This is a genomic window from Pseudomonas sp. SA195 (assembly GCF_054131565.1).
Map to the genome: position 1 here is coordinate 4,034,223 of NZ_CP096392.1, position 21,735 is coordinate 4,055,957.

Consider the following 21,735-nt stretch of genomic DNA (forward strand, 5'->3'; position numbering starts at 1 on the left):
ACCCTCTGGATCAGTCCGCCAGCGCCGCGAGCTGCAGGGCGAACAGTTCCTGCATTCCCGACTGCGCCAGCGCAAGCATGGCATTGAGCTCGGCGGGCTGAAACGGCGCACCCTCGGCCGTGCCCTGAACCTCGATGAAACCACCGGTACTCGTCATCACCACGTTCAGGTCGGTCTCGGCTGCCGAGTCCTCGAGATAATCCAGGTCTAACACGGGCTCGCCCTGGTAGATGCCCACCGACACCGCCGCGACCATCTGCTTGAGCGGGTCGCCACTCTTCAAGCCGCCGCGCTTCTTCAGGACTTTCAGCGCATCCGCCAGGGCAACCATCGCACCGGTAATCGACGCGGTGCGCGTCCCGCCATCGGCCTGGATCACATCGCAATCGATGTACAGCGTGTTCTCGCCCAACTTGCTCATGTCCAGCGAAGCCCGAAGCGAACGACCAATCAAACGCTGGATTTCCAGAGTCCGGCCGCCCTGCTTGCCTCGACTGGCCTCACGCTGATTACGCTCGCCAGTGGCGCGAGGCAGCATGCCGTATTCGGCGGTGAGCCAGCCCTGTCCCTGCCCTTTGAGGAAGCGCGGCACACCATTTTCGATACTTGCCGTGCAAATCACCTTGGTATCACCGAACTCGACCAATACCGAGCCTTCTGCATGCCGGGTGTAATTGCGGGTGATACGAATCTGACGCAGCTGATCGGCGGCGCGGCCACTGGGACGCTTCATGGAGGGTTCCTGCTTCTTTGCGGTATGAGTGGCGGCATTATAGGGCCCTGCAAAGTGAATAGGGGTCGTCGGCAGGGAATCGCTTGCACCGGGCGACGGGACGCGCACCCCTCACCGGGCGCCAAGGAGGCCCGTTTTCCTTTACAATCTCCGACCTTTAAATCCCGAGGGTTACCCATGATCCACAGCATGACCGCCTTCGCCCGTGCCGAATTGGCCGGCGACCACGGCACTCTCAGCTGGGAGATCCGCTCGGTGAATCACCGTTACCTGGAGCCGCACCTTCGGCTACCGGAAGCCTTTCGCGACCTGGAAGGCGCCGTGCGCGACGCGCTTCGCAAAGGCCTCTCGCGTGGCAAGGTCGAATGTACCTTGCGCTACGCAGAAGACGCCGCAGGTCGTTCGATGCAGGTCGACGAATCCCGCGCCAAGACCCTGATCGCAGCCGCCGAAGCAGTGGCCCGCTTGATCGAGCGCCCCGCCCCGATCAACCCGCTGGACGTCCTTGCCTGGCCTGGAGTCATCGTCGGCGACGCGGCTGACCCGCAGGCGCTCGGCAAAGCGGCGCTGCAACTCTTCGACAAGGCGCTAGCGGAGCTTAAGACCGGGCGCCAGCGTGAGGGGGAAGAGTTGGCACGCCTGATCAACGACCGGCTGGATGCCATCACTCAAGAAACCACGACGTTGCGCGGCCTCGTCCCGCAGATGCTCGCCGCCCAGCGGCAAAAGATGCTTGATCGTTGCGCCGAGATGCGCGTCGAGCTCGACCCCCAGCGGCTCGAGCAGGAGCTGGCGCTGCTTGCGCAGAAAAGCGATGTCACCGAGGAGCTCGACCGGCTCGCGACCCACGTGAGCGAAGTGCGCCGCGTCCTACAATCCGGTGGCGCAGCGGGGCGCAGGCTCGACTTCCTCATGCAGGAACTCAACCGCGAAGCGAATACCCTCGGCTCCAAGGCGATCGACACCCGCAGCACCCAGGCGGCAGTGACTCTCAAGGTGCTGATCGAGCAGATGCGCGAACAGGTCCAGAACATCGAATAGCGAATGCAGTCGATGAAAGCAGCACCTATCGCTGCCTAATTTCCAGTCACAGGTCCAGAAAACTCATGTCAGCCTCCACCGGTACGCTCTACATCATTTCCGCGCCCTCCGGGGCCGGCAAGACCAGCCTGGTCAAGGCACTGCTCGATGCCCAGCCGCAGGTCAAGGTATCGGTCTCGCACACGACACGCCCGATGCGACCGGGCGAGGTGGATGGCGTCAACTACCATTTCGTCACTCGCGACGCCTTTCTCGAACGCCTTGCGCAGAACGAATTCCTCGAACATGCCGAAGTATTCGACAACCTCTATGGCACTTCGCAGCGCTGGGTCGAGCAAACGTTGGATGAAGGCTTCGACCTGATCTTGGAGATTGACTGGCAGGGCGCGCAGCAGGTGCGCAGACTGATGCCACAAGCCAAGTCGATCTTCATCCTGCCGCCGACACAGGAAGCGCTCCGCCAGCGCCTGACCAACCGCGGCCAGGACAGCGACGATGTGATCGAAAAGCGGATGCGTGAAGCGGTTAGCGAGATGACCCATTACGTTGAATACGACTACCTCGTCATCAACGACGATTTTGCCCATGCATTGATTGACCTGCAGGCGATCTTTCGCGCCAATCAGTTACGGCAGGACGCCCAGCAGCAGCGCTTCGAAGGGCTGCTCAAGCAGCTACTCGCGTAACGCAGCGATCGATAGCCCACCTCGAATCGCGTCGATCATTGGCCAGCACCTTGGGCAAGGCCGCTTTTGCCTTTTACCGCTTCCCTAATGGCTGGTGATTTTTTAGACTATCCCGTCCGCTCGCCCATTCGGGCATGCTTTACCGCAATTGATGAGGAAGACCATGGCCCGCGTCACCGTCGAAGACTGCTTGGACAACGTAGATAACCGCTTCGAGCTGGTCATGCTCGCCACCAAGCGCGCCCGCCAACTGGCCACCGGTGGCAAGGAACCGAAGGTCGGCTGGGAAAACGACAAGCCCACCGTCGTCGCGCTGCGTGAGATCGCATCGGGCCTGGTGGACTACGACGTCATCGCCCAGGATGACGTCGTGGATGACGAGCCGCTGTTCATCCAATACGAGGAAGAGCCCAACGAGGCCCTCTGATACGAATGCCAGGTCGACGTCGAATCGCCCGCCAACCGTCATGCCGGCAAGGAGCACTGCCTTGCCAGCCATAGACGCGCTTGCCGATCGCCTGTCGACCTACCTCGGCGCCGAACAGGTCAACCTGGTCCGCCGTGCGTACTTCTACGCCGAGCAGGCCCATGACGGCCAGCGGCGACGCAGCGGTGAAGCCTACGTCACCCACCCCCTCGCGGTAGCCAATATCCTTGCTGACATGCACATGGACCATCAGAGCCTGATGGCCGCCATGCTGCACGATGTCATCGAGGACACCGGCATCGCCAAGGAAGCGTTGACCGCGCAGTTCGGCGAAACCGTCGCCGAACTGGTCGATGGCGTCAGCAAGCTCACCCAGATGAAGTTCGAGACCAAGGCCGAAGCGCAGGCCGAGAACTTCCAGAAGATGGCAATGGCCATGGCGCGTGACATCCGCGTCATCCTCGTCAAGCTCGCTGACCGCCTGCATAACATGCGCACGCTTGAAGTGCTCGCGGGCGAGAAGCGCCGGCGTATTGCCAAGGAAACCCTCGAAATCTATGCGCCCATCGCTAACCGCCTGGGCATGCACTCGATGCGCGTCGAGTTCGAAGACCTGGGCTTCAAAGCGATGCACCCGATGCGCTCCGAGCGGATTCGGGCCGCGGTACGCCGGGCGCGCGGCAACCGCAACGAAATCGTCGAGAAGATCGAGCAGTCGCTGATCCATTGCCTTGAACGCGAGGGCCTCGGCGGCGAGGTCGTGGGCCGCGAAAAGCACCTTTACAGCATCTACAAAAAGATGCGCGGCAAGCGCAAGGCGTTCAACGAGATCATGGACGTCTATGCCTTCCGTATCGTGGTCGACAAGGTCGACACCTGCTATCGCGTGCTCGGCGCCGTACACAGCCTCTACAAGCCGCTGCCCGGGCGTTTCAAGGATTACATTGCGATACCCAAGGCCAACGGCTACCAATCGCTGCATACCACCCTGTTTGGCATGCATGGCGTGCCTATCGAGATCCAGATTCGCACCCGCGAGATGGAAGAGATGGCCAACAATGGTATTGCCGCACATTGGCTGTACAAATCCAACGGCGAGGAGGCGCCCAAAGGCACTCACGCCCGTGCGCGCCAATGGGTCAAGGGCGTGCTCGAACTGCAGGAGCGCGCCGGCAATTCGCTGGAGTTCATCGAAAGCGTAAAGATCGACCTGTTCCCCGACGAGGTCTACGTCTTCACACCCAAGGGCAGCATCATGGAGCTGCCCAAGGGCTCGACCGCGGTGGACTTCGCCTACGCCGTGCATACCGACGTCGGCAACACCTGCATCGCCTGCCGCGTCAATCGCCGTCTGGCGCCGCTGTCACAAGCACTGGAAAGCGGCAGTACGGTAGAAATCGTCACCGCGCCAGGCGCCCGGCCGAACCCCGCCTGGCTCAACTTCGTCGTCACCGGCAAGGCCCGCACCCATATTCGCCACGCGCTCAAGCAACAACGCCGCTCGGAATCGATCAACCTGGGCGAACGCCTGCTGAACAAGGCGCTCACCGGTTTCGAGACGAGCTTGGAGAAGATTTCGCAGGAACGCATCCGCACGGTGCTCAACGAGTACCACATGGATTACGTCGAAGACCTGCTCGAAGACATCGGCCTCGGCAACCGCATGGCCTACGTGATCGCCAGGCGCCTGGTGGCCAGTGAAGGCGAGCAGGCCCCCACCGCTGAAGGACCGCTGGCGATCCGCGGCACCGAAGGCCTGGTGCTCAATTATGCCAAATGCTGCACCCCGATCCCCGGAGACCCCATCGTCGGTCACCTCTCGGCCGGCAAGGGCATGGTCGTGCACCTGGAAACCTGCCGCAATATCGCCGATGTGCGGCACAACCCTGACAAGTGCATTCAACTGTCCTGGTCCAAGGACGTCGCCGGCGAGTTCAACGTCGAATTGCGCGTCGAACTGGAACATCAGCGCGGCCTGATCGCCCTGCTCGCCGGCAGCGTAAACGCCGCCGACGGCAACATCGAGAAGATCGGCATGGACGAGCGCGACGGCCGTATCAGCGTTGTCCAGCTGGTCGTCAGCGTGCATGACCGGGTCCACCTCGCCCGGGTCATCAGAAAGCTGCGAACCATAAAGGGCGTCACGCGTATCACACGGGTGAAGGCCTGACAGCCGATCGAAGCGCCGAAGATTCGAGGCGGGTCGCGAAGGCCAGTCACGGTGCGCGCTGATTCACCCACTACGCTTTTGTCGGCTTTTCCCACTATCCTTGCCCATCCGTTCACTTCACGCAGGAGCTACCCGTGAGTAAGACTGTCATTTCCACCGACAAAGCCCCCGCCGCCATCGGCACCTACTCTCAGGCCATCAAGGCGGGTGACACCGTCTACCTGTCGGGCCAGATCCCTCTGGATCCGAAGACCATGGAGCTGGTCGAAGGCTTCGAGGCGCAGACGGTGCAAGTCTTCGAGAATCTCCAGGCGGTTGCCGAGGCCGCGGGTGGTTCGCTGAAGGACATCGTCAAGCTGAACATCTTCCTCACCGACCTCGGCAACTTCGCCACGGTCAACGAAGTAATGAGCCGTTACTTCCAGCAACCCTACCCTGCCCGTGCCGCCATCGGCATCGCCGCGTTGCCCAAGGGTGCGCAGGTCGAGATGGACGCCATCCTGGTACTCGAGTAAGCGCCTGCGATCCGGCCTGATACTCGATCCGGCAGCAGGGAGCGCGACGGATGACGCCGCCCAGCCGTCTTTGGCCACGCCTGGGGCTCGCCTGCGCTGGGCTGCTGGCGGCTTGCGCGCTCTATCTGGCTGAACCCGCCCTGCTTCAAACCTTGCGCAACGCGCTGTTCGATCAGTATCAGCGCTGGCAGCCGCGCACGGCGCCGACTCAATCCAGCGTGCAAGTGCTGGACATCGACGAAGCCAGCCTGGCCCGTATCGGCCAATGGCCCTGGCCACGAGAACGCATGGCGGAACTGGTGGAGCGCCTTCAGCAGGCTGGCGCCGCGGTGGTGGTATTCGACGTCCTCTTTGCTGAGGCGGACCGTGGCGCGGCGGCGCGCCTGCGAGATAGCCTTCCCGCAGCGCTGGCGGCACAGCTCGAACAGCTTCCCGATCCCGATCAGCGCTTCGCCTCCTCACTGGCAGGACAGCCGACCGTACTGGGCTTCGCCGCGACCCGCACGCCTTCGGGGGCGGCGCCGCAGAGCCGCTTCGGGGTGCAGCGCTCAGCCGAAGCCGGAACGCCCCGGGTGCCGGCTTATGCCGGAACCGTCAGCCCCTTGCCGAGCTTGGGGGCTGCCGCTGCGGGCAGTGGCGCCATGACCTTCGAGTCGGACCACGACGGTGTGGTGCGGCGCGTCCCGCTGATGATTCGTGTTGGCGAGCATCTTTGGCCCTCCTTGGTCGCCGAGTCGATACGCGTCTACCTGGGCCAGCGCCTGTACCGCATCGAAGCTGACGCGCGCGGCAATGTCGCCCGGTTGGACATTGGCCACCTCCAGCTCCCCACGAACCGACGGGGTGAACTCTGGATTCACTACCGCGAAGACATGCGAGCCCATCGAACGCCCGCCTGGCAGCTATTCGAGCAGGCCTCCACCTCGAAACTAGACGGCGCCATCGTGCTTGTCGGGAGCTCAGCGCAGGGTCTGCAGGATTTGCGTTTCAGCCCGCTCGGCGGCATGGTTCCCGGCGTCGAAATCCATGCGCAGGCGATCGAGCAGGCGCTGTTCGGTCGCGCGTTGCAGCGGCCGCATTGGGCGGCGCCGATCGAAGCGATGACCTTGTTGCTGGCCGCGCTACTGCTGTGCGGACTCACCCTCGGCACCGGCGCATTGAGCAGTGCGCTGGCCGCGACGGCCATGCTGCTCATACTGAATCTTGGCGCCTGGTGGGCCTATTCGCGGCACGGGTTGCTGTTCGATGCACTCAACCCATCGATAGGCCTGCTGCTGGCCTATCTCGGTGCCAGCATCGCTCGCCACCTTGCCAGCGAGCGGCAACAGCGCTGGGTCCGCGGTGCATTTTCCCGCTACATCTCACCCAATCTTGTCGAATACCTGGTGCAACATCCCGAGCAGTTGCGCCTGAGCGGGGAGCGCCGGCAGTGCAGCTTCGTCTTCACCGATTTGACCGACTCCACCCGCCTGATGGACGGGCAGCCGCCCGAGCGCGTGGTCAGCCTGCTCAACGATTACCTCGACGGCATCATCCAGATCGCTTTCCGGCATGAGGGCACGCTCGAACGCATCATGGGCGACGGCATGGCGATCCTGTTTTCCGCGCCCCTGGCCCAACCCGACCATCAACGCCGCGCCCTCGCCTGCGCGCTGGACATCCGCCGCTTCACCCGCGAGCACGCCGCAGCTCAGCAGGCGGCCGGCGTCGCCCTCGGCTGCACGAGGATCGGCGTGCACAGCGGCGACGTGGTGGTGGGCAATTTCGGTGGGTCGACGCTGTTCGATTACCGGGCGCTGGGCGATGCCGTCAACATCGCCGCACGCCTGGAAAACCTCAACCGACATCTGGGCACCGACCTGTGCGCGTCCCAGACGATCCGCGACGCCAATCCGTCCGTGCCGATGCGGCCGATCGGCGACGTGCAACTCAAGGGCAAGGCGGAGCCCGTTCGCCTGTACGAACCCTGCGAACTGACCCATGACGCTGCCTACGACGCTGCGTTCGCCCTCATCGCAACGGACGGCAACGCTGCACAGGCGGCCTTCGAACAGCTGCACGCGCAACGGCCGGGCGACGGTCTTGTGAAATTCCAGCTGGAGCGCCTGCGCGCGGGTGTGCACAGCGAGCGCATCGTGATGACGGCTAAGTAGCCGCGCTTAGCGCACGCTGATCTCGACCCGCCGATTGCGAGGCTCCGAGACACCATCCGGTGTCGCGATCAGCAGGTTGCGCTCACCATGCGACGAGACGCGCAGATCGATAACCTCGATATTCCGATTGCGCAGCATCTCGGCTACCGCCGTAGCGCGGATCAGACCGAGCTGCTCGTTCCACTGCGGGCCGCTGAGCGTGTCGGTATGTCCAATCACCGAAACCGCCGAAGGGCCGCGCTGACGGATCACCCCGACGATATGTTCGATCTCGCGCCGGGACGAGGCGGTCAGTTCGGCACTGCCTATCTCGAAATACAGCTGAAAGCGTTGCGGAAGCGCTGGCTGGGCATCCAGCGCAGCAGAGAAATCGCGAGCGATGCGCAGATCGCCAACCTCGAACGGCCCGGCGCCCAACCCTCGTGCGCCGATCCGCATGCCCTGCTGCTTGCGGTCGAGCCGCGTCTGGCCGCGCGCATCCTCGACCACCACCGCGCCGGTCGTGCCATCCGGGCTTTCCAACAACACTACGTAATCGCCCGTGGCACACCCGGTCAGCCCCAGGGCGACGCTACATGACAGCAACAACCTTCGCAGCATTCGCCTCACTCGCTGACCTTCACCAGGAAATGGGTGCCTCGCACCCCGATGGTGCCCGTCGGAGTCTTCAGCTCGACCGCTTCGGGTTTGAGCTTGGCAATCACGCCGGAGATGAAGTTGAGCGTGCCCTGGGTAATCCGTGCGCTGAGCCGCAACTCTTCGCGAGCCGGATCGAAGGCGTAGTCGTCGAGGATGAATTCACTGTTCGGCCCGAAGGACATCACCGTGTTGTCGCTCAAGGTCACGCCCATGGCGCCGCTGGCGCCGGTGCGCAGGGTCGCGCCGGCAATGACCGCCTGGCCGACTCGGGCTTCGATGGTCTGACCTCGGCTCGTAACCGTGGCCTCGCCCTGAACCTTCATGATGTAACCGACCGGCTCGCTGACCGGCTCGCTGACCGGCTCTTGCGCAGCCACCCAGCCTGGGGCCGTCAACAGGCCAAGGAGCACTGCTGTTCGGGCAAATTTCGGCATTGCATCCATCTTCGGGACCATGATCAATGTACTCTCCATAGCTGGCCAAAGGCCTGCGATCTGGCGCAACTGCCGCTGCGTAGTAGGGCCGTCATCGTTTTCTGGCACGTCCGTCAAGTAACCGCCGCAGGATGCAGTATGACCTCCAGCAAATACAAGCTCAGCTACGAAACCTGCACCGCAGCGCTCGTCATGCTGTTCGTGCTGATGCCAACCGTACCGGCTCTGATGCTAGTTGGCTTCGAATGGTTCGACCTGCGCCGCTTGCTGCTCACCGAATTGCTGATCATGTTCATCGGCCTGCCGCTGCTGTGCGCCTGCCTTACCAGCCTGCGGCGCTCCCTGGACGCGCTCGCCGACGATGCCAGGCGCATCCGCGAGCTGGATTTCAGCCGCCGCGAGCGCCCCGACTCGCCCATCCGCGAACTGGATGCGCTGCATCGTCAGCACGATGCCATGCGGCGCTCGCTGGAAACCCAGCACCGCGCCTTGGAACATGCGCAGGAGAAACTCGCCGGGCTGGTAGAAAACGGCATGCTGCTCTCATCCGAACGCGACCGGCATCGCTTGCTCGAGCACATCCTGCTGCAGGGCAAGCGCATCTGTCATGCCGACGCCGCCACGCTCTATCTGATGACCGATCACGACAGCCTGCGCTTCGCCCTACGCTCGAAGGCCGACCCGCTGCCAATCATCGAGCTGCCCCTGCACGACCCCGACACCGGCGCCCCCAACGAGCATCACGTATCGACCTACGTGGCCCTGCGCAAAGAAACGGTGGTCATCGATGACGTCTACCGTGAGCAGCGCTTCGACCTTTCGGGCACCCGCCATTTCGATCTGGAATCCGGCTATCGCACGGTCTCGATGCTTTGCGTGCCGCTGGTTGGACAGAGCGGAGACGTGCTGGGCGTACTGCAATTCTTGAACGCCACGGACCCCGGCACCGGGCTGCCTACCGAGTTTTCCAGCCACAACCTAAGGTACGTCGAGGCGCTGGCGTCGCAATCGGCCGTCGCGCTGGAAAACAAGAACCTGATCGATTCGCAGACGGCCCTGATCGACGCCATGATCGAGATTCTTGCCGGTGCCATCGACGCCAAGAGCGCCCATACCGGCGGGCACTGCGCGCGCGTGCCGGAGCTGGCCCTGCTCCTTGCAGAACAGGCCTGCGCCGCGCAGCAAGGCCCCCTGGCCGAGTTCCGCTTCGACACCGAGGAACAATGGCGAGAGTTTCGCATCGGCGCCTGGCTGCATGACTGCGGCAAGATCACCACGCCCGAGCAGCTCGTCGACAAGTCCACCAAGCTGGAAACGCTCTACAACCGCATCCATGAAATTCGCATGCGCTTCGAGGTACTACTGCGTGACGCCATGATCGAGCGGCTCCAGGCACTGGCCGCGGGCGAGCAGGAGGATCGGGTAGCGGCGCGCCATGCCGAGACAGTGGCCCGCCTGCACGAGGAGTTTGCTTTCGTCGCCGAATGCAACATTGGCGGCGAGCGGATGGCGCCCGAGCGGATAGAGCGGCTGAATCGGATCGCCGAACGGACATGGACCCGCCACTTCGACGATCGCGCCGGCCTCTCCCATGAGGAGTCCGCGCGGCTAGAGGCCTTCCCGGTGCAGCCGCTACCGGCGACCGAGGCGTTGCTGGCCGACAGACCCGAGCATCGCATCCCGCGCCTGCCGACCAAGGCGCTGGACCCGCGCTACGGGTTCAAGATGACGGTGCCGGACTACCAGGCCAACCTCGGCGAGCTCTACAACCTGAGCGTCACCCGCGGCACGCTGACGGCCGAAGAGCGATTCACCGTCAACGAACACATCGTGCAGACCATCGTGATGCTGGAAAACCTGCCATTCCCTCGTAACCTGCAGCGCGTGCCTGAATACGCCGGCACTCATCATGAAACGTTGCTCGGCACCGGATACCCGCGTCAGCTAGGGCCGGAGCAACTATCGATTCCGGCCAGGATCATGGCCATCGCCGACATCTTCGAGGCGCTGACGGCCTGTGATCGCCCCTACAAGAAGGCCAAGCCGCTGAGCGAGTCACTTCGCATCCTCGCTGGCCTGCGCGATAGCGGGCACATCGACGCCGACCTGTTCGCCCTTTTTCTCACCTCCGGCCTGCACCTGACCTACGGCGCCCGGCACCTCAAACCCGAGCAGATGGATCACGTCGATGTCGACGCGCTGCTGGAACGCCCGGCCGCACCATTAGCGTGAATCGCTGCCTCGCTCAACTGGCGACGCGGTTCTCCCACAGCGACGTATCGGCCAGCTGGCAAGTATCGACGTAGCGCGGCACGCCGCTGATCTCTTCCAGCTCGGTGGTACCGGCCAACTGGCTGACGATGCGATAGCGCTTACCGACAGTTTTGTCATGCAGCGGATAGAGCGCAGCGATCTGCTGCGCGAGTTCGGTGAGGGTGGACATGGGCGGGTACTGCTCTGGGGTTTAAAAGCCAGCCTATTTACTACGGAACCGCACCAATTGCGCGAAGCAGCCGACGCCTAGCAGGCCGCTTATCGGAACGCCTCGCAAAGCCTCGTCAGCGCCCTCGACAAACCCCTTCATCCGCCCCCAGCGGCGACCTCTCTCGACTTGTTCCACTTGTTCTAACCGCGGCATCGCCGGCTGCGCCGCGTTGGGACGGCGTGACCCGGTGCGCACCATCGGCGGGCGCCGAAGCGCTGGGCAGCCGCCTGATCGAGTAGTCAACCGCAGGCCGAAATCCATTCCCAAAACAGGGACATAGTTCCGATCCGCGGCGTTCTGGCACAGCCGGTGCACCTTCAAAAGCAGGCGTCATGCCCTGTTAGTACAAGTTGCTCAACCGCCAAGGTGAAGACAAATGGACAACCGGAATAGCCTGCTTGCGACCTCGTTACTCGGATCCGTCCTGCTGTTCAGCGGCCCGCTGGCAGCGGAAACCATCCGCATCGGTATCGGCCATCAGAGCATGGTCACCAACACCGTTTCCGGCGGCATCGTGCTGAAGAAACTCGACCTACTGAACAAGCACCTGCCGCACACGGGCAAGTACGCGGACGCCGACTACCAGATCGAGTTTCGCGACTACGATTCCGGCCCGCCGATCACCAACCAGATGCTCGCCGGCAAGCTCGACTTCGGTGTCATGGGCGACTACCCGCTGATCGTCAATGGCGCCAAGTTCCAGGCCACCGGCAAACAGCAGACGCGCTTCATCGCGGTGACCGGCTACAACCTCAAGGGCACCGGCAACGGCATCGTGGTGCCCAAGGACTCACCTGTGCAGTCGCTTGCCGACCTCGCCGGCAAGAGCCTGTCCACGCCGGTCGGCAGTGCGGCCTGGGGCATGACGCTGAAGGTGCTGCGCGACGCCGGCCTGTCCGACAAGGTGACGCTAGTCAACCAGAGCCCCCCGGTGGGCGCGGCGAACATTGCCGCCGGCAAGATCGACGCGCATGCCGACTTCTGCCCCTGGTCCGAGATCATGGAATTCCGCGGCACCGCGCGGAAGATCTACGACGGCAGCGAGGCCGGCATCCCCACCTTCCACGGCATCGTGGTGCGCGACGACTTCGCCAGGCAGTACCCCGAGGTGGTCGAGGGCGTGCTCAAGGCCACCCTGGCCGCGCAGCAATGGATCAGCGAAGACCCACGGCGCGCTGCGGAAAAGGTCGCCGAATGGACCGGCGTGGAGCAGGAGGTGCTCTACCTCTACTTCAGCCAGGGCGGCATTTCGACCATGGAGGCCAGCATCAAGCCGCAGTGGGTCGAGGCGATGAAATACGACCACGCCCTGCTGCAGCAGGAAATGCAGATCCCCGATCTGGATTTCGCCAGCTGGATCGACGACAGCTACCTGAAGAAGGCCTACGCCGACATGGGCCTGGACTACGCCGCCGCGGTCGCCAGCGTGGTCAGTCCGACGCCCCGCGCCGCCGGGCGCAAACCGGCGGAAATCTGGTTCGCCGATCAGGGCATCGTCGCCTATGACAGCACCGCCACCATGCTCGACGCCGAAGCCGACGCCAAGGCGTCCGGCAAAGCCATCAACGCCACCTACGTCTACGACAACCTCACCGGCCTGAAGCTGTTCGGCAAGGCCGCCTACCTGGTCAAGGACGCCAGCGGCGAGGTGCTGGCCTTCATGAAGAAAAGCGACTCGGAGCAGCACATCGCCCAGCACGGCGGCAGCGCCCTGCTGACCGATGCACCCGTGGCGATGCTGGACTGAGCCCCTGCGCGGCCCGTGCCACGGGCCCCGCCTCAAGCCGAGGAGTGACCGCATGAGCGTCAAACCGACCCCCCTGTTCGATAGCGATCCGGCAACGCCAGAAGCCGACCGGCCGCTGCTGACCGCTGCGCCGGCTCCGCAGCCAGCGCCGGTTGCCACCCCTTCCGCGCCGCGTCGCCTGCCGCCGATGGCCGGGCGTTACCTGGTGCGCGTGTTGGCGCTGCTCGCAGCCTTGCTGATCTGGCACCTGGCGACCGCGACGGGCTTCAACCTGTTCATCAATTTCGAGAACGTGCCGGCACCGCTGCTGGTGGGCCAGACGCTGATCCAGCAGCTGGGCAGCAGCGAGTTCTACCTGCATATCGTCCACAGCCTGGAACGCATCGCGCTGGCCTATGCCTACGCCGTGGTGCTCGGCGTCCTTTGCGGCGTGCTCATCGGCCGTTCGCGCTGGGCCGAGGACATCCTGCTGCCCTACATCGAGCTGTTCCGGCCGATTCCGGCGGTGGCCTGGATTCCGTTGGCGATCCTGATGCTACCGACCGAGCAGTCGAGCATCGTCTTCATCACCTTTCTCGGCGCCTTCTTCCCCATCGTGCTGAACACCGTGCACGGCGTGGAGCAGACGCCGGACGTGCTGGTGCGTGCCGCGCGCAGCCTGGGCGCCAGCGACCGGGCGATCCTCTGGCACGTGGTGATTCCCGGTGCGATGCCAAGCATCGTCGCCGGCCTGGCGATCGGCATGGGCGTAGCCTGGTTCTCGCTGCTGGCCGGCGAAATCATCAGCGGCCAATACGGCATCGGCTACTTCACCTGGACCAGCTACACCCTGGTCAAGTACCCGGAAATCATCATCGGCATGCTCACCATCGGCGGGCTCGGCACGCTCTGCACGCTGCTCGTGCGCAAGGCCTGCGTGCCTCTGCTGCGCTGGCAGCAGCAGGGGGGCCGGTCATGAATGCGATCGTCTCCGACAACCGCCTCGCCGTGCTCGATCACAGCCGACTGCGCGCCAAGGCCGCGGCCAAGGGCGACGGGCGCGGCCATGTCAGCGTGCGTGCGCTGTCCATCGAATTCGACCACGCCGGCGGCAAGCGCGCCGCGGTGCAACAGGCCAGCCTGGAGATTCGCCCCGGCGAGTTCGTCTGCCTGCTCGGCCCCTCGGGTTGCGGCAAGTCGACCCTGATGAACGCCATCGCCGGCTTCGTCAAACCCACCCGCGGCGAGCTGACCGTCGACGGTCAGCCCATCGCCGGACCTGGCCCGGACCGCGGCATGGTGTTCCAGCAGCACTCGCTGTTCCCCTGGAAGACGGTGCGCGAAAACGTCGCCTTCGGCCCGCTGATGGCCGGTGCCTCGCGTAACGAGGCCACCGGGGTGGCGCGCACCTTCCTTTCGCTGGTGGGGCTCGCCGCCTTCGAGGACGCCTACCCCGGCACGCTGTCCGGCGGCATGCAGCAGCGCGTCGGCATCGCCCGAGCGCTCGCCAACTACCCCAGCGTGCTGCTGATGGACGAGCCGTTCGGCGCACTGGACGCACAGACCCGGATCATGATGCAGGAGAACCTGCTGGAGATCTGGCGTGAGTTCAAGAACACCGTGGTGTTCGTCACCCACGACATCGACGAGGCGGTGTTCCTCTCCGACCGCATCGTGGTGATGAGCGCCAGCCCCGGACGGATCATCGCCGACATCCGCGTCGAGCTGCCGCGACCGCGCGAGCAGAGCCTGCTCACCGACCCTGCCTTCATCGACTACAAGCGCCAGTGCCTGGACCTGATCCGCCAGGAAACCCTGCGCGCCTTCCAGCAGCAGAACGGAGGCTGAGCCATGCATATCCGTCCTTTACCTGCGCCCACGCTCGACATGACCTGTCATGACAGGCTGGAGCCACGCCCATGAGCCGCCTCGAACCGCTCGCCCCGGGTCAGTCGCCACTGCCGCTGTACGTGCAGATCCGCGACACCCTCAGACGCAAGATCCTCGAAGGCAACTATGCCGTGCATGAACGGCTGCCCTCGGAAAACGAGCTGATGACCGCCTTCGGCGTCAGCCGCATCACCATCCGCCAGGCGCTGCGCGACCTGCACAACGAAGGGTTGGTGTTCAGCGCCCAGGGCAAGGGCACCTACGTCAGCAAGCCCAAGGCGGTGCAGAACGTGCAGCGTCTGCAGGGCTTCGGCGAGGCCATGGCCGCCCAGGGCTACGAAGCGACCGCGCGGCTGCTGTCGATTCAGGAACGCAAGCCACCCAAACCGGCGGCCGCCGCGCTGAACCTCGCGCCCGGCGCGGATGTGGTCGAGGTCAAGCGCGTGCGCTTTCTCAACCGCGCCCCGGTGTGCCTGGAGCACAGCTACTTCCCCCTGGACATCGGCCAGCGCCTGTTCGGCCTGGACCTGTCCGGCGACATCTTCCCTCTGCTGGAGAACCGCTTCGGCATCGGCCTCGGCCATGCCGCGATCGGCCTCGACGCCACCCTGGCCGACGACGAGCACCAGCCCTACCTCGGCCTGAAGGCCGGTGAACCCATCCTGCGCGTCGAGCGGCTGACCCATGACCGCAGCGGTCGGCCGATCGATTTCGAATACCTGTGCTACCGCGGCGACGCCTTCAAGTACCAGTTCCGGGTCGACCGGAAATAGAGGAGACCACCATGACCACGATTCACGACATTCCCGTCATCGAAACCGACGTGCTGGTGATCGGCGGTGGCACCGCCGGCCCGATGGCCGCCGTCACAGTCAAGGAGCAGGACCCGACGCTCAAGGTGCTGCTGCTGGAGAAGGCCAACGTCAAGCGCTCCGGGGCGATCTCCATGGGCATGGACGGACTGAACAACGCGGTCGTGCCCGGCCACGCCACGCCCGAGCAGTACGTCAAGGAAATCACCATCGCCAACGACGGCATCGTTCACCAGCCGGCGCTGATGGCCTACGCCACGCGCTCGTTCTCGATGATCGAGCAGCTCGACGCCTGGGGCGTGCATTTCCAGAAGGACGAGACCGGCGACTACGACATGAAGAAGGTCCACCACCTCGGCACCTACGTGCTGCCGATGCCGGAGGGCCACAACGTCAAGAAGATCCTCTACCGCCGCCTGCGCCGGGTGCGCGTGGATATCGAGAACCGCTTCATCGCCACCCGCCTGCTGAAGGACCCGGACGGCAACATCGCCGGCATGATCGGGGTGAACACCCGCACCGCCGAGCCGATCATCATCCGTGCCAAGGCGGTGATCATGGCCACCGGTGCCGCCGGGCGCATCGGCCTGCCAAACTCGGGTTATCTCTTCGGCACCTACGAGAACCCGGCCAACTGCGGTGACGGCCACGCCATGGCCTACCACGCCGGTGCGGACCTGGCCAACCTCGAGTGTTTCCAGGTCAACCCGCTGCTCAAGGACTACAACGGCCCGGCCTGTGCCTACGTCACCGGCCCGCTCGGCGGCTTCACCGCCAACGCCTACGGCGAGCGCTTCATCGAGTGCGACTACTGGTCCGGGCAGATGATGCTGGAGTTCTTCAAGGAGCTCGAATCCGGCACCGGCCCGGTGTTCCTCAAGCTCGACCACCTGGCCGAGGAAACGATTCAAGAGATCGAGACCGTCCTGCACACCAACGAGCGGCCTTCACGCGGGCGCTTTCACGAAGGGCGGCACATCGACTACCGCCAGCGCATGGTGGAAATGCACATTTCCGAGATCGGTTTCTGCTCGGGCCACTCGGCTTCGGGCGTGTGGACCGACGAGACCGGCGCGACCACCGTACCCGGGCTGTTCTGCGCTGGCGACATGGCTTCGGTGCCACACAACTACATGCTCGGCGCCTTCGTTTACGGGCAGATCTGCGGCGAGAGCGCAGCGGCCTTCGTCAAGGACCGCGCCGAACCCCAGCTGGACGAAGCCTTCATCGCTGCCGAACTCGCCCGCATCCAGGCGCCGCTGAAAGTCACCGAAGGCATCCCACCGGAGCAGATGGAATACAAGGTCCGCCGCCTGGTGAACGACTACCTGCAGCCGCCGAAAGTGACCAAGAAGATGGAGATCGGCCTGGAGCGCATCCTCGCCGTGCGCGAGGACGTCCCGCGGCTGGCCGCCGCCGATCCGCACGAACTGCTCCGTGCGCTGGAAGTGCAGTCGATCATTGACTGTGCCGAGATGGCCGCCCGCGCCTCGCTGTACCGCACCGAGTCGCGCTGGGGGCTGTACCACTACCGCGTCGACCACCCCGAGCAGAACAGCGCCGAGTGGTTCTGCCACACCCGCCTGTTCAAGGACGCTAACGGCCAGATGGCCCACGGCAAGCGACCCATCGCCGACTACATCGTGCCGCTCGGCGAAGAGAAGGACGCCTACAACCGCCTGCGCGTGAAGAAGGCCGCCAATGCCTGACCGTGGGGGCGAACTCGTTCGCCCAACACCTGATGCCATGGGCGAATGAATTCGCCCCTACAGGCCGGCAGCGAGCCGACCGTACCGAGGAGATCAACCATGCCCGTCGCCACCCACCGCTCCGCCGTCCCGGTCATCGTGGACGAAGAAAAATGCATCGCCGAAAAGGGTTGCCGTGTCTGCATCGACGTCTGCCCGCTGGACGTCCTGTGGATCAACCCGGACACCGGCAAGGCGCACATGAAGTACGACGAATGCTGGTACTGCATGCCCTGCGAGGCGGACTGCCCGACCGATGCGGTGACAGTGAACATTCCCTACCTGCTGCGCTGAGGGCCGACCAATGAAAACCTACGACGACCCTCTGCTGCAGGACATCGCCACCAACCTGACCTCGAGCGACCCCGGCATCCGCCGCGTGGCCGTGCTCGAGCTGGTCGACAGCGGCGAACCGGAAGCCGCCGAGCTGCTGATCCTGGCGCTGAACGACCCGGACCCGTCGGTGCGCCAGGAGGCGGCCAAGGTGGTCGACGAGTTCGACGCCGCCGACATCGCCGACGCCCTGATCGCCGCCCTGCAGGACAGCGACGAGGTGGTGCGCAACGCCGCCGCCCACGCGCTGGCGGACCTAAAGGACCCCGCCGTCGCGTTGCCGCTGCTCGAAGCGTTGGCCGGCAGCGACGATCCCTTCGTCGTCGCCGGCATCCTCCGTGCGCTCAAGCCGCTGCGCAATCCACAGGCGCAGGCGCCGGCCCTGGCGCGGATGCAGCACGCCGACCCGGGCGTGCGCCGCGAAGCGGTGGCGGTGATCGGCTGGCTCAAGCAGCCAGCGAATCTGCCGGCACTGATAGAGCGGGCGCAGCACGACGACGATGCCGACGTCCGCCGCGCCGCGACCGGCGCGCTGGTCTATGCCGCGCCCGAACAGGTCGGCCCGGCGCTGATCGGCATCCTGCGCGACGAACACTGGCAGGTGCGCGTCGAGGCCGCGGTGAGCATCGGCAAGCTCGACTACCAGGCCGCACTGCAGCCCCTGGTCGAGGCCACGCACGACAGTTTCTGGCAGGTCCGGGAAAAGGCCGTCGATGCGCTCGGCAAGCTCGGTGCGGTGGGTGCGATCCCGGCGCTCGGCGTCTGCGCCCGCGACCCGATGAGCAACCTGCGCAAGGCCGCCATCGGCGCGCTGGGCGCCATCGCACACAACGATGGCCGCCCCTTCGTCGAACTGGCCATGGACGACCCCGACCCGGACGTCCGCAAGCTCGCCCGCTGGGCCATGTCGAAACTCGAGGCCGCGGCCTGATTTTTATGCGCTTTTTGTTGCACAGAACTTGAAGCCGAAACGTCACGAGCGCAGCGGGGCGGGGGCGCCCAGCCAAGGCGAAGGTCGCGCGCGGGAGCGGAGTTTACAGGCCGTAAATGAGCATCCCGCGCGCCGCCTTCAACGCAGCATCCGCAAGCGCAGTGGTTTCGAGGAGAACGAAATGACCTACGTCGTTACAGAGAACTGCATCCGCTGCAAATACACCGACTGCGTGGAAGTCTGCCCGGCCGACTGTTTCCACGAAGGCCCGAACTTTCTCGTGATCAACCCCGAGACCTGCATCGACTGCAGCCTCTGCGCGCCGGAATGCCCGGCCGATGCGATCTTCGCCGACAACGCCTTGCCCGAAGGCCAACAGCACTTTCTCGAACTCAACGCCGAGCTGGCCGAAGTCTGGCCGGTGATCACCCAGAGCGCCTCGCCGCTGGCCGAGGCCGAAACCTGGGTGGACCAGGGCGGCAAGCTGGCCTTTCTGGAGCGCTGAAGCATGCCCCAACTTGTCATGACGAGTGGGTTGCGCCACGGCGTACTGGCCCTGGTCACGGTCAGTGCCGCCACGCTCGGCAGCGCCCGGCCGGTGGACACGCCGGAACGCTCCGTGCGCAGCCCGGAAGCGCCCACGCTGCTCGTCAGCAGCGGCCCGGCGCCCCTGCCGCGCGGCCTCGTCACACCGTTCATTCGCTAGAGGCCGCAGGCCCGGAGGGTTTCATGAACGCCTTCAACGCATCGAATCACGACGCCACGTTCCCCATCGCACAGCCCCAACGGCCGATCGACCCACCCCGAGAGATCCGCCTGCGCAAGGCGCAGCGCGTGCTCGAACTGACCTGGCCGGATGGCGCGCAGAGCCGCATCAGCTGCCTGACGCTGCGGCGGGCCTGCGCCTGCTCCAATTGCCAACGCCTCCAGCAGACCGGCGCGCTGACGCTGATCGACGCCGAGGTCGGCGTGAACCGCCTGGAACTGTCCGGCATCAGCGGTCTGCAGTTGTATTTCAGCGACGGTCATTTCCGCGGCCTGTACCCCTGGGCCTACCTGCGCGACCTGGGCAATCCGGCATGAACGCCCGGCTCGAAGCGCTCGCCCCGCCCGTCGCGCTGTGTCGCAAGCACTACCCGGGCCTGGCCCTGTGTGCGGTGCTGGCACTGGCCGGCAGCTTTCTCGCCGATCACTACGGCGCGCCCGCGCTGCTGATGGTGTTGCTGCTCGGCCTGGGTTTCGCCAGCCAGGGCAGCGAGGCACGCATGCAGCCGGGCGTGGCGTTGTGCAGCCGGCAACTGCTGCGCATCGGTGTGGCGCTGCTCGGCGCGCGCATTGGCGTCGCGCAGCTGGAAGCGGTCGGTGCGCGGCCCTTGATGCTGGTGCTCGTCACGGTGCCGCTGGTGCTCGGCCTGGCGCTGCTGCTCGGCCGGCTGCTGCGGCTGCCGACCCTGCACAGCCTGGTGGCGGGCGCGGCAGTGGCGATCTGCGGCGTGTCGGCAGCGATTGCCGTGGCGGCGGTGATCCCGGCTGGGCGCCTGGAAGAGCGCCGGCTGCTCGCTGTGGTGGTCGGCGTGACGGCCCTCGGCACGCTGTCGATGCTGCTCTACCCGCCGCTGACCGGCCTGCTCGGGCTGGATGCGCTCGACAGCGGTCTGCTGCTCGGCGCCAGCATTCATGACGTCGCCCAAGCGGCCGGTGCCGGGTATCTCGTCTCGGAGACCGCTGGCGACGTCGCGACCCTGACCAAGCTGTTGCGCGTCGCCCTGCTCGCGCCGCTGGTGCTGGTGATCGGCCTGCTGCTGCGTCGGCAGGAACCGGGCAGCCCGGACTTCCCGCTGTTCCTGCTCGGCTTTCTCGGCCTGTTCACGCTGAACAGCCTCGGCTGGCTGCCGGCCGGGCTGCGCGAGGCGCTGGTCGCCGGCTCGCAGGCCTGCCTGCTGCTGACCATGGCCGCGCTCGGCATGCGCACCCGTGTCGGCGACCTGTTTGCCCAGGGCTGGCAGCCCTTTGCCCACCTGGCCCTGCTCAGCGCCGCGCTGCTGCTGGCGACGAGCCTGCTGCTGATCCTGTTCTGATCGACTCAATCCACGAGAGAGGAAGGCCCCCATGTCTGCACTCGGCACCGAAAGCGTTCTATCCGTGCACCACTGGAACGACACCCTGTTCAGCTTTCGCACCACCCGCGACCCGGCGCTGCGCTTCGAGAACGGCCACTTCGTGATGATCGGCCTGGAAGTCGACAGCAAGCCGCTGATGCGCGCCTACAGCATCGTCAGCGCCAACCACGACGAGCACCTGGAATTCCTCAGCATCAAAGTGCCAGACGGCCCGCTGACCTCGCGCCTGCAGCACCTGAAGGTCGGCGACTCGCTCATTGTCAGCCGCAAGCCGGTCGGCACCCTGGTGATGCATGACCTCAGGCCCGGCAAGCACCTCTACCTGCTGGGCACCGGCACGGGGCTGGCGCCGTTCATGAGCATCGTCCGCGATCCGGAAGCCTACGAGCGTTTCGACAAGGTCGTGCTCGTGCACGGGGTGCGCGAGGTCAGCGAGCTGGCCTACCACGACTACCTCACCCAGGAACTGCCGGCGCACGAATTCCTTGGCGAAGCGGTGCGGGCCAAGCTGCTCTACTACCCGACGGTGACGCGCGAGGCGTTCCGCCACACTGGGCGCATCAATACACTGATCGAGACCGGCAAGCTCACCGACGACCTCGGCCTGCCGCGGCTGAACCCCGAGACCGACCGCGTGATGCTCTGTGGCAGCCCGGCGATGCTCGACACCCTTACCGGCCAGCTCGATGCCCTGGGCTTCCAGGCCTCGCCCAGCCAGGGCGTACCGGGTGATTACGTCATCGAGCGAGCGTTCGTGGAAAAGTAGAGCCGTACACCGTGGCTCTACAGGGAAGGACTCGCTCCTGGCTCAGCCTTGGCCCGTCCGGCGCTTGATTCGCGCCGGACGGGCAACTTTCGCCTCTTTCGTTGTCTCGTTCTAAGGCGCGCATCC

General features: G+C 65.1%; 23 protein-coding genes. 19 read left to right on the plus strand and 4 right to left on the minus strand.

From position 1 onward, the window contains the following. Positions 1-10: 10 nt before the first annotated feature. Complete coding sequence (rph, locus tag M1D78_RS18890; RefSeq protein WP_437421496.1) at positions 11-733, minus strand: ribonuclease PH; 723 nt, start codon at positions 731-733, stop codon at positions 11-13. Between the two features lie 177 nt (positions 734-910). On the opposite strand from rph, the gene M1D78_RS18895 reads away from it, so the two are divergent. The 6 genes from M1D78_RS18895 to M1D78_RS18920 all read left to right on the plus strand — a co-directional run bounded on the left by M1D78_RS18895 (position 911) and on the right by M1D78_RS18920 (position 7,725). Continuing rightward, on the plus strand, positions 911-1,774 hold the full coding sequence (locus tag M1D78_RS18895; RefSeq protein WP_437421497.1) for a YicC/YloC family endoribonuclease: 864 nt from the start codon (positions 911-913) through the stop codon (positions 1,772-1,774). 65 nt (positions 1,775-1,839) lie between these two features. Continuing rightward, positions 1,840-2,460, plus strand: coding sequence for a guanylate kinase (gene gmk, locus M1D78_RS18900; RefSeq protein ID WP_437421498.1), 621 nt, complete (start codon positions 1,840-1,842; stop codon positions 2,458-2,460). A 163-nt stretch (positions 2,461-2,623) separates the two neighbouring features. Further along, entirely contained in the window at positions 2,624-2,887 is a 264-nt protein-coding gene (gene rpoZ, locus M1D78_RS18905; RefSeq protein WP_243606830.1) for a DNA-directed RNA polymerase subunit omega, read from the plus strand. 61 nt (positions 2,888-2,948) lie between these two features. Beyond that, the gene (spoT, locus tag M1D78_RS18910) at positions 2,949-5,057 is read left to right on the plus strand and encodes a bifunctional GTP diphosphokinase/guanosine-3',5'-bis pyrophosphate 3'-pyrophosphohydrolase (protein ID WP_437421499.1); all 2,109 of its coding nucleotides are present in this window, start codon (positions 2,949-2,951) and stop codon (positions 5,055-5,057) included. Positions 5,058-5,191: 134 nt separating this feature from the next. Beyond that, on the plus strand, positions 5,192-5,572 hold the full coding sequence (locus M1D78_RS18915; protein ID WP_437421500.1) for a RidA family protein: 381 nt from the start codon (positions 5,192-5,194) through the stop codon (positions 5,570-5,572). 50 nt (positions 5,573-5,622) lie between these two features. Further along, positions 5,623-7,725, plus strand: coding sequence for a CHASE2 domain-containing protein (locus M1D78_RS18920; RefSeq protein ID WP_437421501.1), 2,103 nt, complete (start codon positions 5,623-5,625; stop codon positions 7,723-7,725). 6 nt (positions 7,726-7,731) lie between these two features. On the opposite strand, the gene M1D78_RS18925 is transcribed toward M1D78_RS18920, so the two are convergent. Both M1D78_RS18925 and M1D78_RS18930 read right to left on the minus strand, forming a co-directional pair. Continuing rightward, positions 7,732-8,325: an OmpA family protein gene (locus tag M1D78_RS18925; RefSeq protein WP_437421502.1), complete on the minus strand. Its 594-nt coding sequence runs from the start codon at positions 8,323-8,325 to the stop codon at positions 7,732-7,734. A 5-nt stretch (positions 8,326-8,330) separates the two neighbouring features. Beyond that, positions 8,331-8,819 (minus strand): FecR family protein, encoded by a 489-nt coding sequence (locus M1D78_RS18930; protein ID WP_437421976.1) that lies wholly within the window; start codon positions 8,817-8,819, stop codon positions 8,331-8,333. Between the two features lie 117 nt (positions 8,820-8,936). On the opposite strand from M1D78_RS18930, the gene M1D78_RS18935 reads away from it, so the two are divergent. Next, entirely contained in the window at positions 8,937-11,030 is a 2,094-nt protein-coding gene (locus M1D78_RS18935; protein ID WP_437421503.1) for an HD domain-containing phosphohydrolase, read from the plus strand. Between the two features lie 13 nt (positions 11,031-11,043). Here the strand turns inward: M1D78_RS18935 and M1D78_RS18940 are convergent, their stop codons facing one another. After that, positions 11,044-11,241 (minus strand): hypothetical protein, encoded by a 198-nt coding sequence (locus tag M1D78_RS18940; RefSeq protein ID WP_437421504.1) that lies wholly within the window; start codon positions 11,239-11,241, stop codon positions 11,044-11,046. A 418-nt stretch (positions 11,242-11,659) separates the two neighbouring features. Here M1D78_RS18940 and M1D78_RS18945 point away from each other — a divergent pair, with 418 nt between their 5' ends. From M1D78_RS18945 to M1D78_RS19000, 12 genes are all read left to right on the plus strand, one after another. Further along, entirely contained in the window at positions 11,660-13,030 is a 1,371-nt protein-coding gene (locus tag M1D78_RS18945; protein ID WP_437421505.1) for an ABC transporter substrate-binding protein, read from the plus strand. Between the two features lie 52 nt (positions 13,031-13,082). Beyond that, positions 13,083-13,988 carry an ABC transporter permease gene (locus M1D78_RS18950; protein ID WP_243364282.1) on the plus strand — a complete coding sequence of 302 codons (906 nt, stop codon included), beginning with the start codon at positions 13,083-13,085 and terminating at the stop codon, positions 13,986-13,988. Continuing rightward, complete coding sequence (locus tag M1D78_RS18955; RefSeq protein WP_267934925.1) at positions 13,985-14,857, plus strand: ABC transporter ATP-binding protein; 873 nt, start codon at positions 13,985-13,987, stop codon at positions 14,855-14,857. The genes M1D78_RS18950 and M1D78_RS18955 overlap by 4 nt, the downstream gene beginning before the upstream one ends. Positions 14,858-14,928: 71 nt before the next feature. After that, positions 14,929-15,672 carry a GntR family transcriptional regulator gene (locus M1D78_RS18960; RefSeq protein ID WP_437421506.1) on the plus strand — a complete coding sequence of 248 codons (744 nt, stop codon included), beginning with the start codon at positions 14,929-14,931 and terminating at the stop codon, positions 15,670-15,672. An 11-nt stretch (positions 15,673-15,683) separates the two neighbouring features. Then, complete coding sequence (locus M1D78_RS18965; RefSeq protein ID WP_133456522.1) at positions 15,684-17,420, plus strand: fumarate reductase/succinate dehydrogenase flavoprotein subunit; 1,737 nt, start codon at positions 15,684-15,686, stop codon at positions 17,418-17,420. Positions 17,421-17,519: 99 nt separating this feature from the next. Beyond that, a complete protein-coding gene (locus M1D78_RS18970) occupies positions 17,520-17,753 on the plus strand; it encodes a 4Fe-4S dicluster domain-containing protein (protein WP_014597289.1) in 234 nt (77 codons plus the stop codon). A 10-nt stretch (positions 17,754-17,763) separates the two neighbouring features. Further along, on the plus strand, positions 17,764-18,723 hold the full coding sequence (locus tag M1D78_RS18975) for a HEAT repeat domain-containing protein (RefSeq protein WP_133456521.1): 960 nt from the start codon (positions 17,764-17,766) through the stop codon (positions 18,721-18,723). 181 nt (positions 18,724-18,904) lie between these two features. Continuing rightward, on the plus strand, positions 18,905-19,228 hold the full coding sequence (gene fdxA, locus M1D78_RS18980) for a ferredoxin FdxA (protein WP_041014673.1): 324 nt from the start codon (positions 18,905-18,907) through the stop codon (positions 19,226-19,228). A 3-nt stretch (positions 19,229-19,231) separates the two neighbouring features. Further along, positions 19,232-19,429, plus strand: coding sequence for a hypothetical protein (locus M1D78_RS18985; RefSeq protein ID WP_423707005.1), 198 nt, complete (start codon positions 19,232-19,234; stop codon positions 19,427-19,429). A gap of 23 nt (positions 19,430-19,452) precedes the next feature. Beyond that, positions 19,453-19,806 (plus strand): DUF971 domain-containing protein, encoded by a 354-nt coding sequence (locus M1D78_RS18990; RefSeq protein WP_437421507.1) that lies wholly within the window; start codon positions 19,453-19,455, stop codon positions 19,804-19,806. Further along, entirely contained in the window at positions 19,803-20,801 is a 999-nt protein-coding gene (locus M1D78_RS18995) for a YeiH family protein (protein WP_437421508.1), read from the plus strand. Before M1D78_RS18990 ends, M1D78_RS18995 begins: the two co-directional genes overlap by 4 nt. A gap of 31 nt (positions 20,802-20,832) precedes the next feature. Further along, complete coding sequence (locus M1D78_RS19000; protein ID WP_437421509.1) at positions 20,833-21,609, plus strand: ferredoxin--NADP reductase; 777 nt, start codon at positions 20,833-20,835, stop codon at positions 21,607-21,609. Positions 21,610-21,735: the final 126 nt, after the last annotated feature.

What these genes read in the sequence shown, in the direction of transcription:
- rph (WP_437421496.1), bottom strand. Translation starts at nt 733, where the DNA reads ATGAAGCGTCCCAGTGGCCGCGCCGCCGATCAGCTGCGTCAGATTCGT.
- M1D78_RS18925 (WP_437421502.1), bottom strand. Translation starts at nt 8,325, where the DNA reads ATGCTGCGAAGGTTGTTGCTGTCATGTAGCGTCGCCCTGGGGCTGACC.
- fdxA (WP_041014673.1), top strand. Translation starts at nt 18,905, where the DNA reads ATGACCTACGTCGTTACAGAGAACTGCATCCGCTGCAAATACACCGAC.
- M1D78_RS18895 (WP_437421497.1), top strand. Translation starts at nt 911, where the DNA reads ATGATCCACAGCATGACCGCCTTCGCCCGTGCCGAATTGGCCGGCGAC.
- M1D78_RS18985 (WP_423707005.1), top strand. Translation starts at nt 19,232, where the DNA reads ATGCCCCAACTTGTCATGACGAGTGGGTTGCGCCACGGCGTACTGGCC.
- M1D78_RS18920 (WP_437421501.1), top strand. Translation starts at nt 5,623, where the DNA reads ATGACGCCGCCCAGCCGTCTTTGGCCACGCCTGGGGCTCGCCTGCGCT.
- M1D78_RS18930 (WP_437421976.1), bottom strand. Translation starts at nt 8,819, where the DNA reads ATGGTCCCGAAGATGGATGCAATGCCGAAATTTGCCCGAACAGCAGTG.
- M1D78_RS18940 (WP_437421504.1), bottom strand. Translation starts at nt 11,241, where the DNA reads ATGTCCACCCTCACCGAACTCGCGCAGCAGATCGCTGCGCTCTATCCG.
- M1D78_RS18965 (WP_133456522.1), top strand. Translation starts at nt 15,684, where the DNA reads ATGACCACGATTCACGACATTCCCGTCATCGAAACCGACGTGCTGGTG.
- M1D78_RS18960 (WP_437421506.1), top strand. Translation starts at nt 14,929, where the DNA reads ATGAGCCGCCTCGAACCGCTCGCCCCGGGTCAGTCGCCACTGCCGCTG.
- M1D78_RS18950 (WP_243364282.1), top strand. Translation starts at nt 13,083, where the DNA reads ATGAGCGTCAAACCGACCCCCCTGTTCGATAGCGATCCGGCAACGCCA.
- M1D78_RS18995 (WP_437421508.1), top strand. Translation starts at nt 19,803, where the DNA reads ATGAACGCCCGGCTCGAAGCGCTCGCCCCGCCCGTCGCGCTGTGTCGC.
- M1D78_RS18970 (WP_014597289.1), top strand. Translation starts at nt 17,520, where the DNA reads ATGCCCGTCGCCACCCACCGCTCCGCCGTCCCGGTCATCGTGGACGAA.
- M1D78_RS18975 (WP_133456521.1), top strand. Translation starts at nt 17,764, where the DNA reads ATGAAAACCTACGACGACCCTCTGCTGCAGGACATCGCCACCAACCTG.
- gmk (WP_437421498.1), top strand. Translation starts at nt 1,840, where the DNA reads ATGTCAGCCTCCACCGGTACGCTCTACATCATTTCCGCGCCCTCCGGG.
- M1D78_RS18945 (WP_437421505.1), top strand. Translation starts at nt 11,660, where the DNA reads ATGGACAACCGGAATAGCCTGCTTGCGACCTCGTTACTCGGATCCGTC.
- M1D78_RS18990 (WP_437421507.1), top strand. Translation starts at nt 19,453, where the DNA reads ATGAACGCCTTCAACGCATCGAATCACGACGCCACGTTCCCCATCGCA.
- rpoZ (WP_243606830.1), top strand. Translation starts at nt 2,624, where the DNA reads ATGGCCCGCGTCACCGTCGAAGACTGCTTGGACAACGTAGATAACCGC.
- M1D78_RS19000 (WP_437421509.1), top strand. Translation starts at nt 20,833, where the DNA reads ATGTCTGCACTCGGCACCGAAAGCGTTCTATCCGTGCACCACTGGAAC.
- M1D78_RS18935 (WP_437421503.1), top strand. Translation starts at nt 8,937, where the DNA reads ATGACCTCCAGCAAATACAAGCTCAGCTACGAAACCTGCACCGCAGCG.
- M1D78_RS18955 (WP_267934925.1), top strand. Translation starts at nt 13,985, where the DNA reads ATGAATGCGATCGTCTCCGACAACCGCCTCGCCGTGCTCGATCACAGC.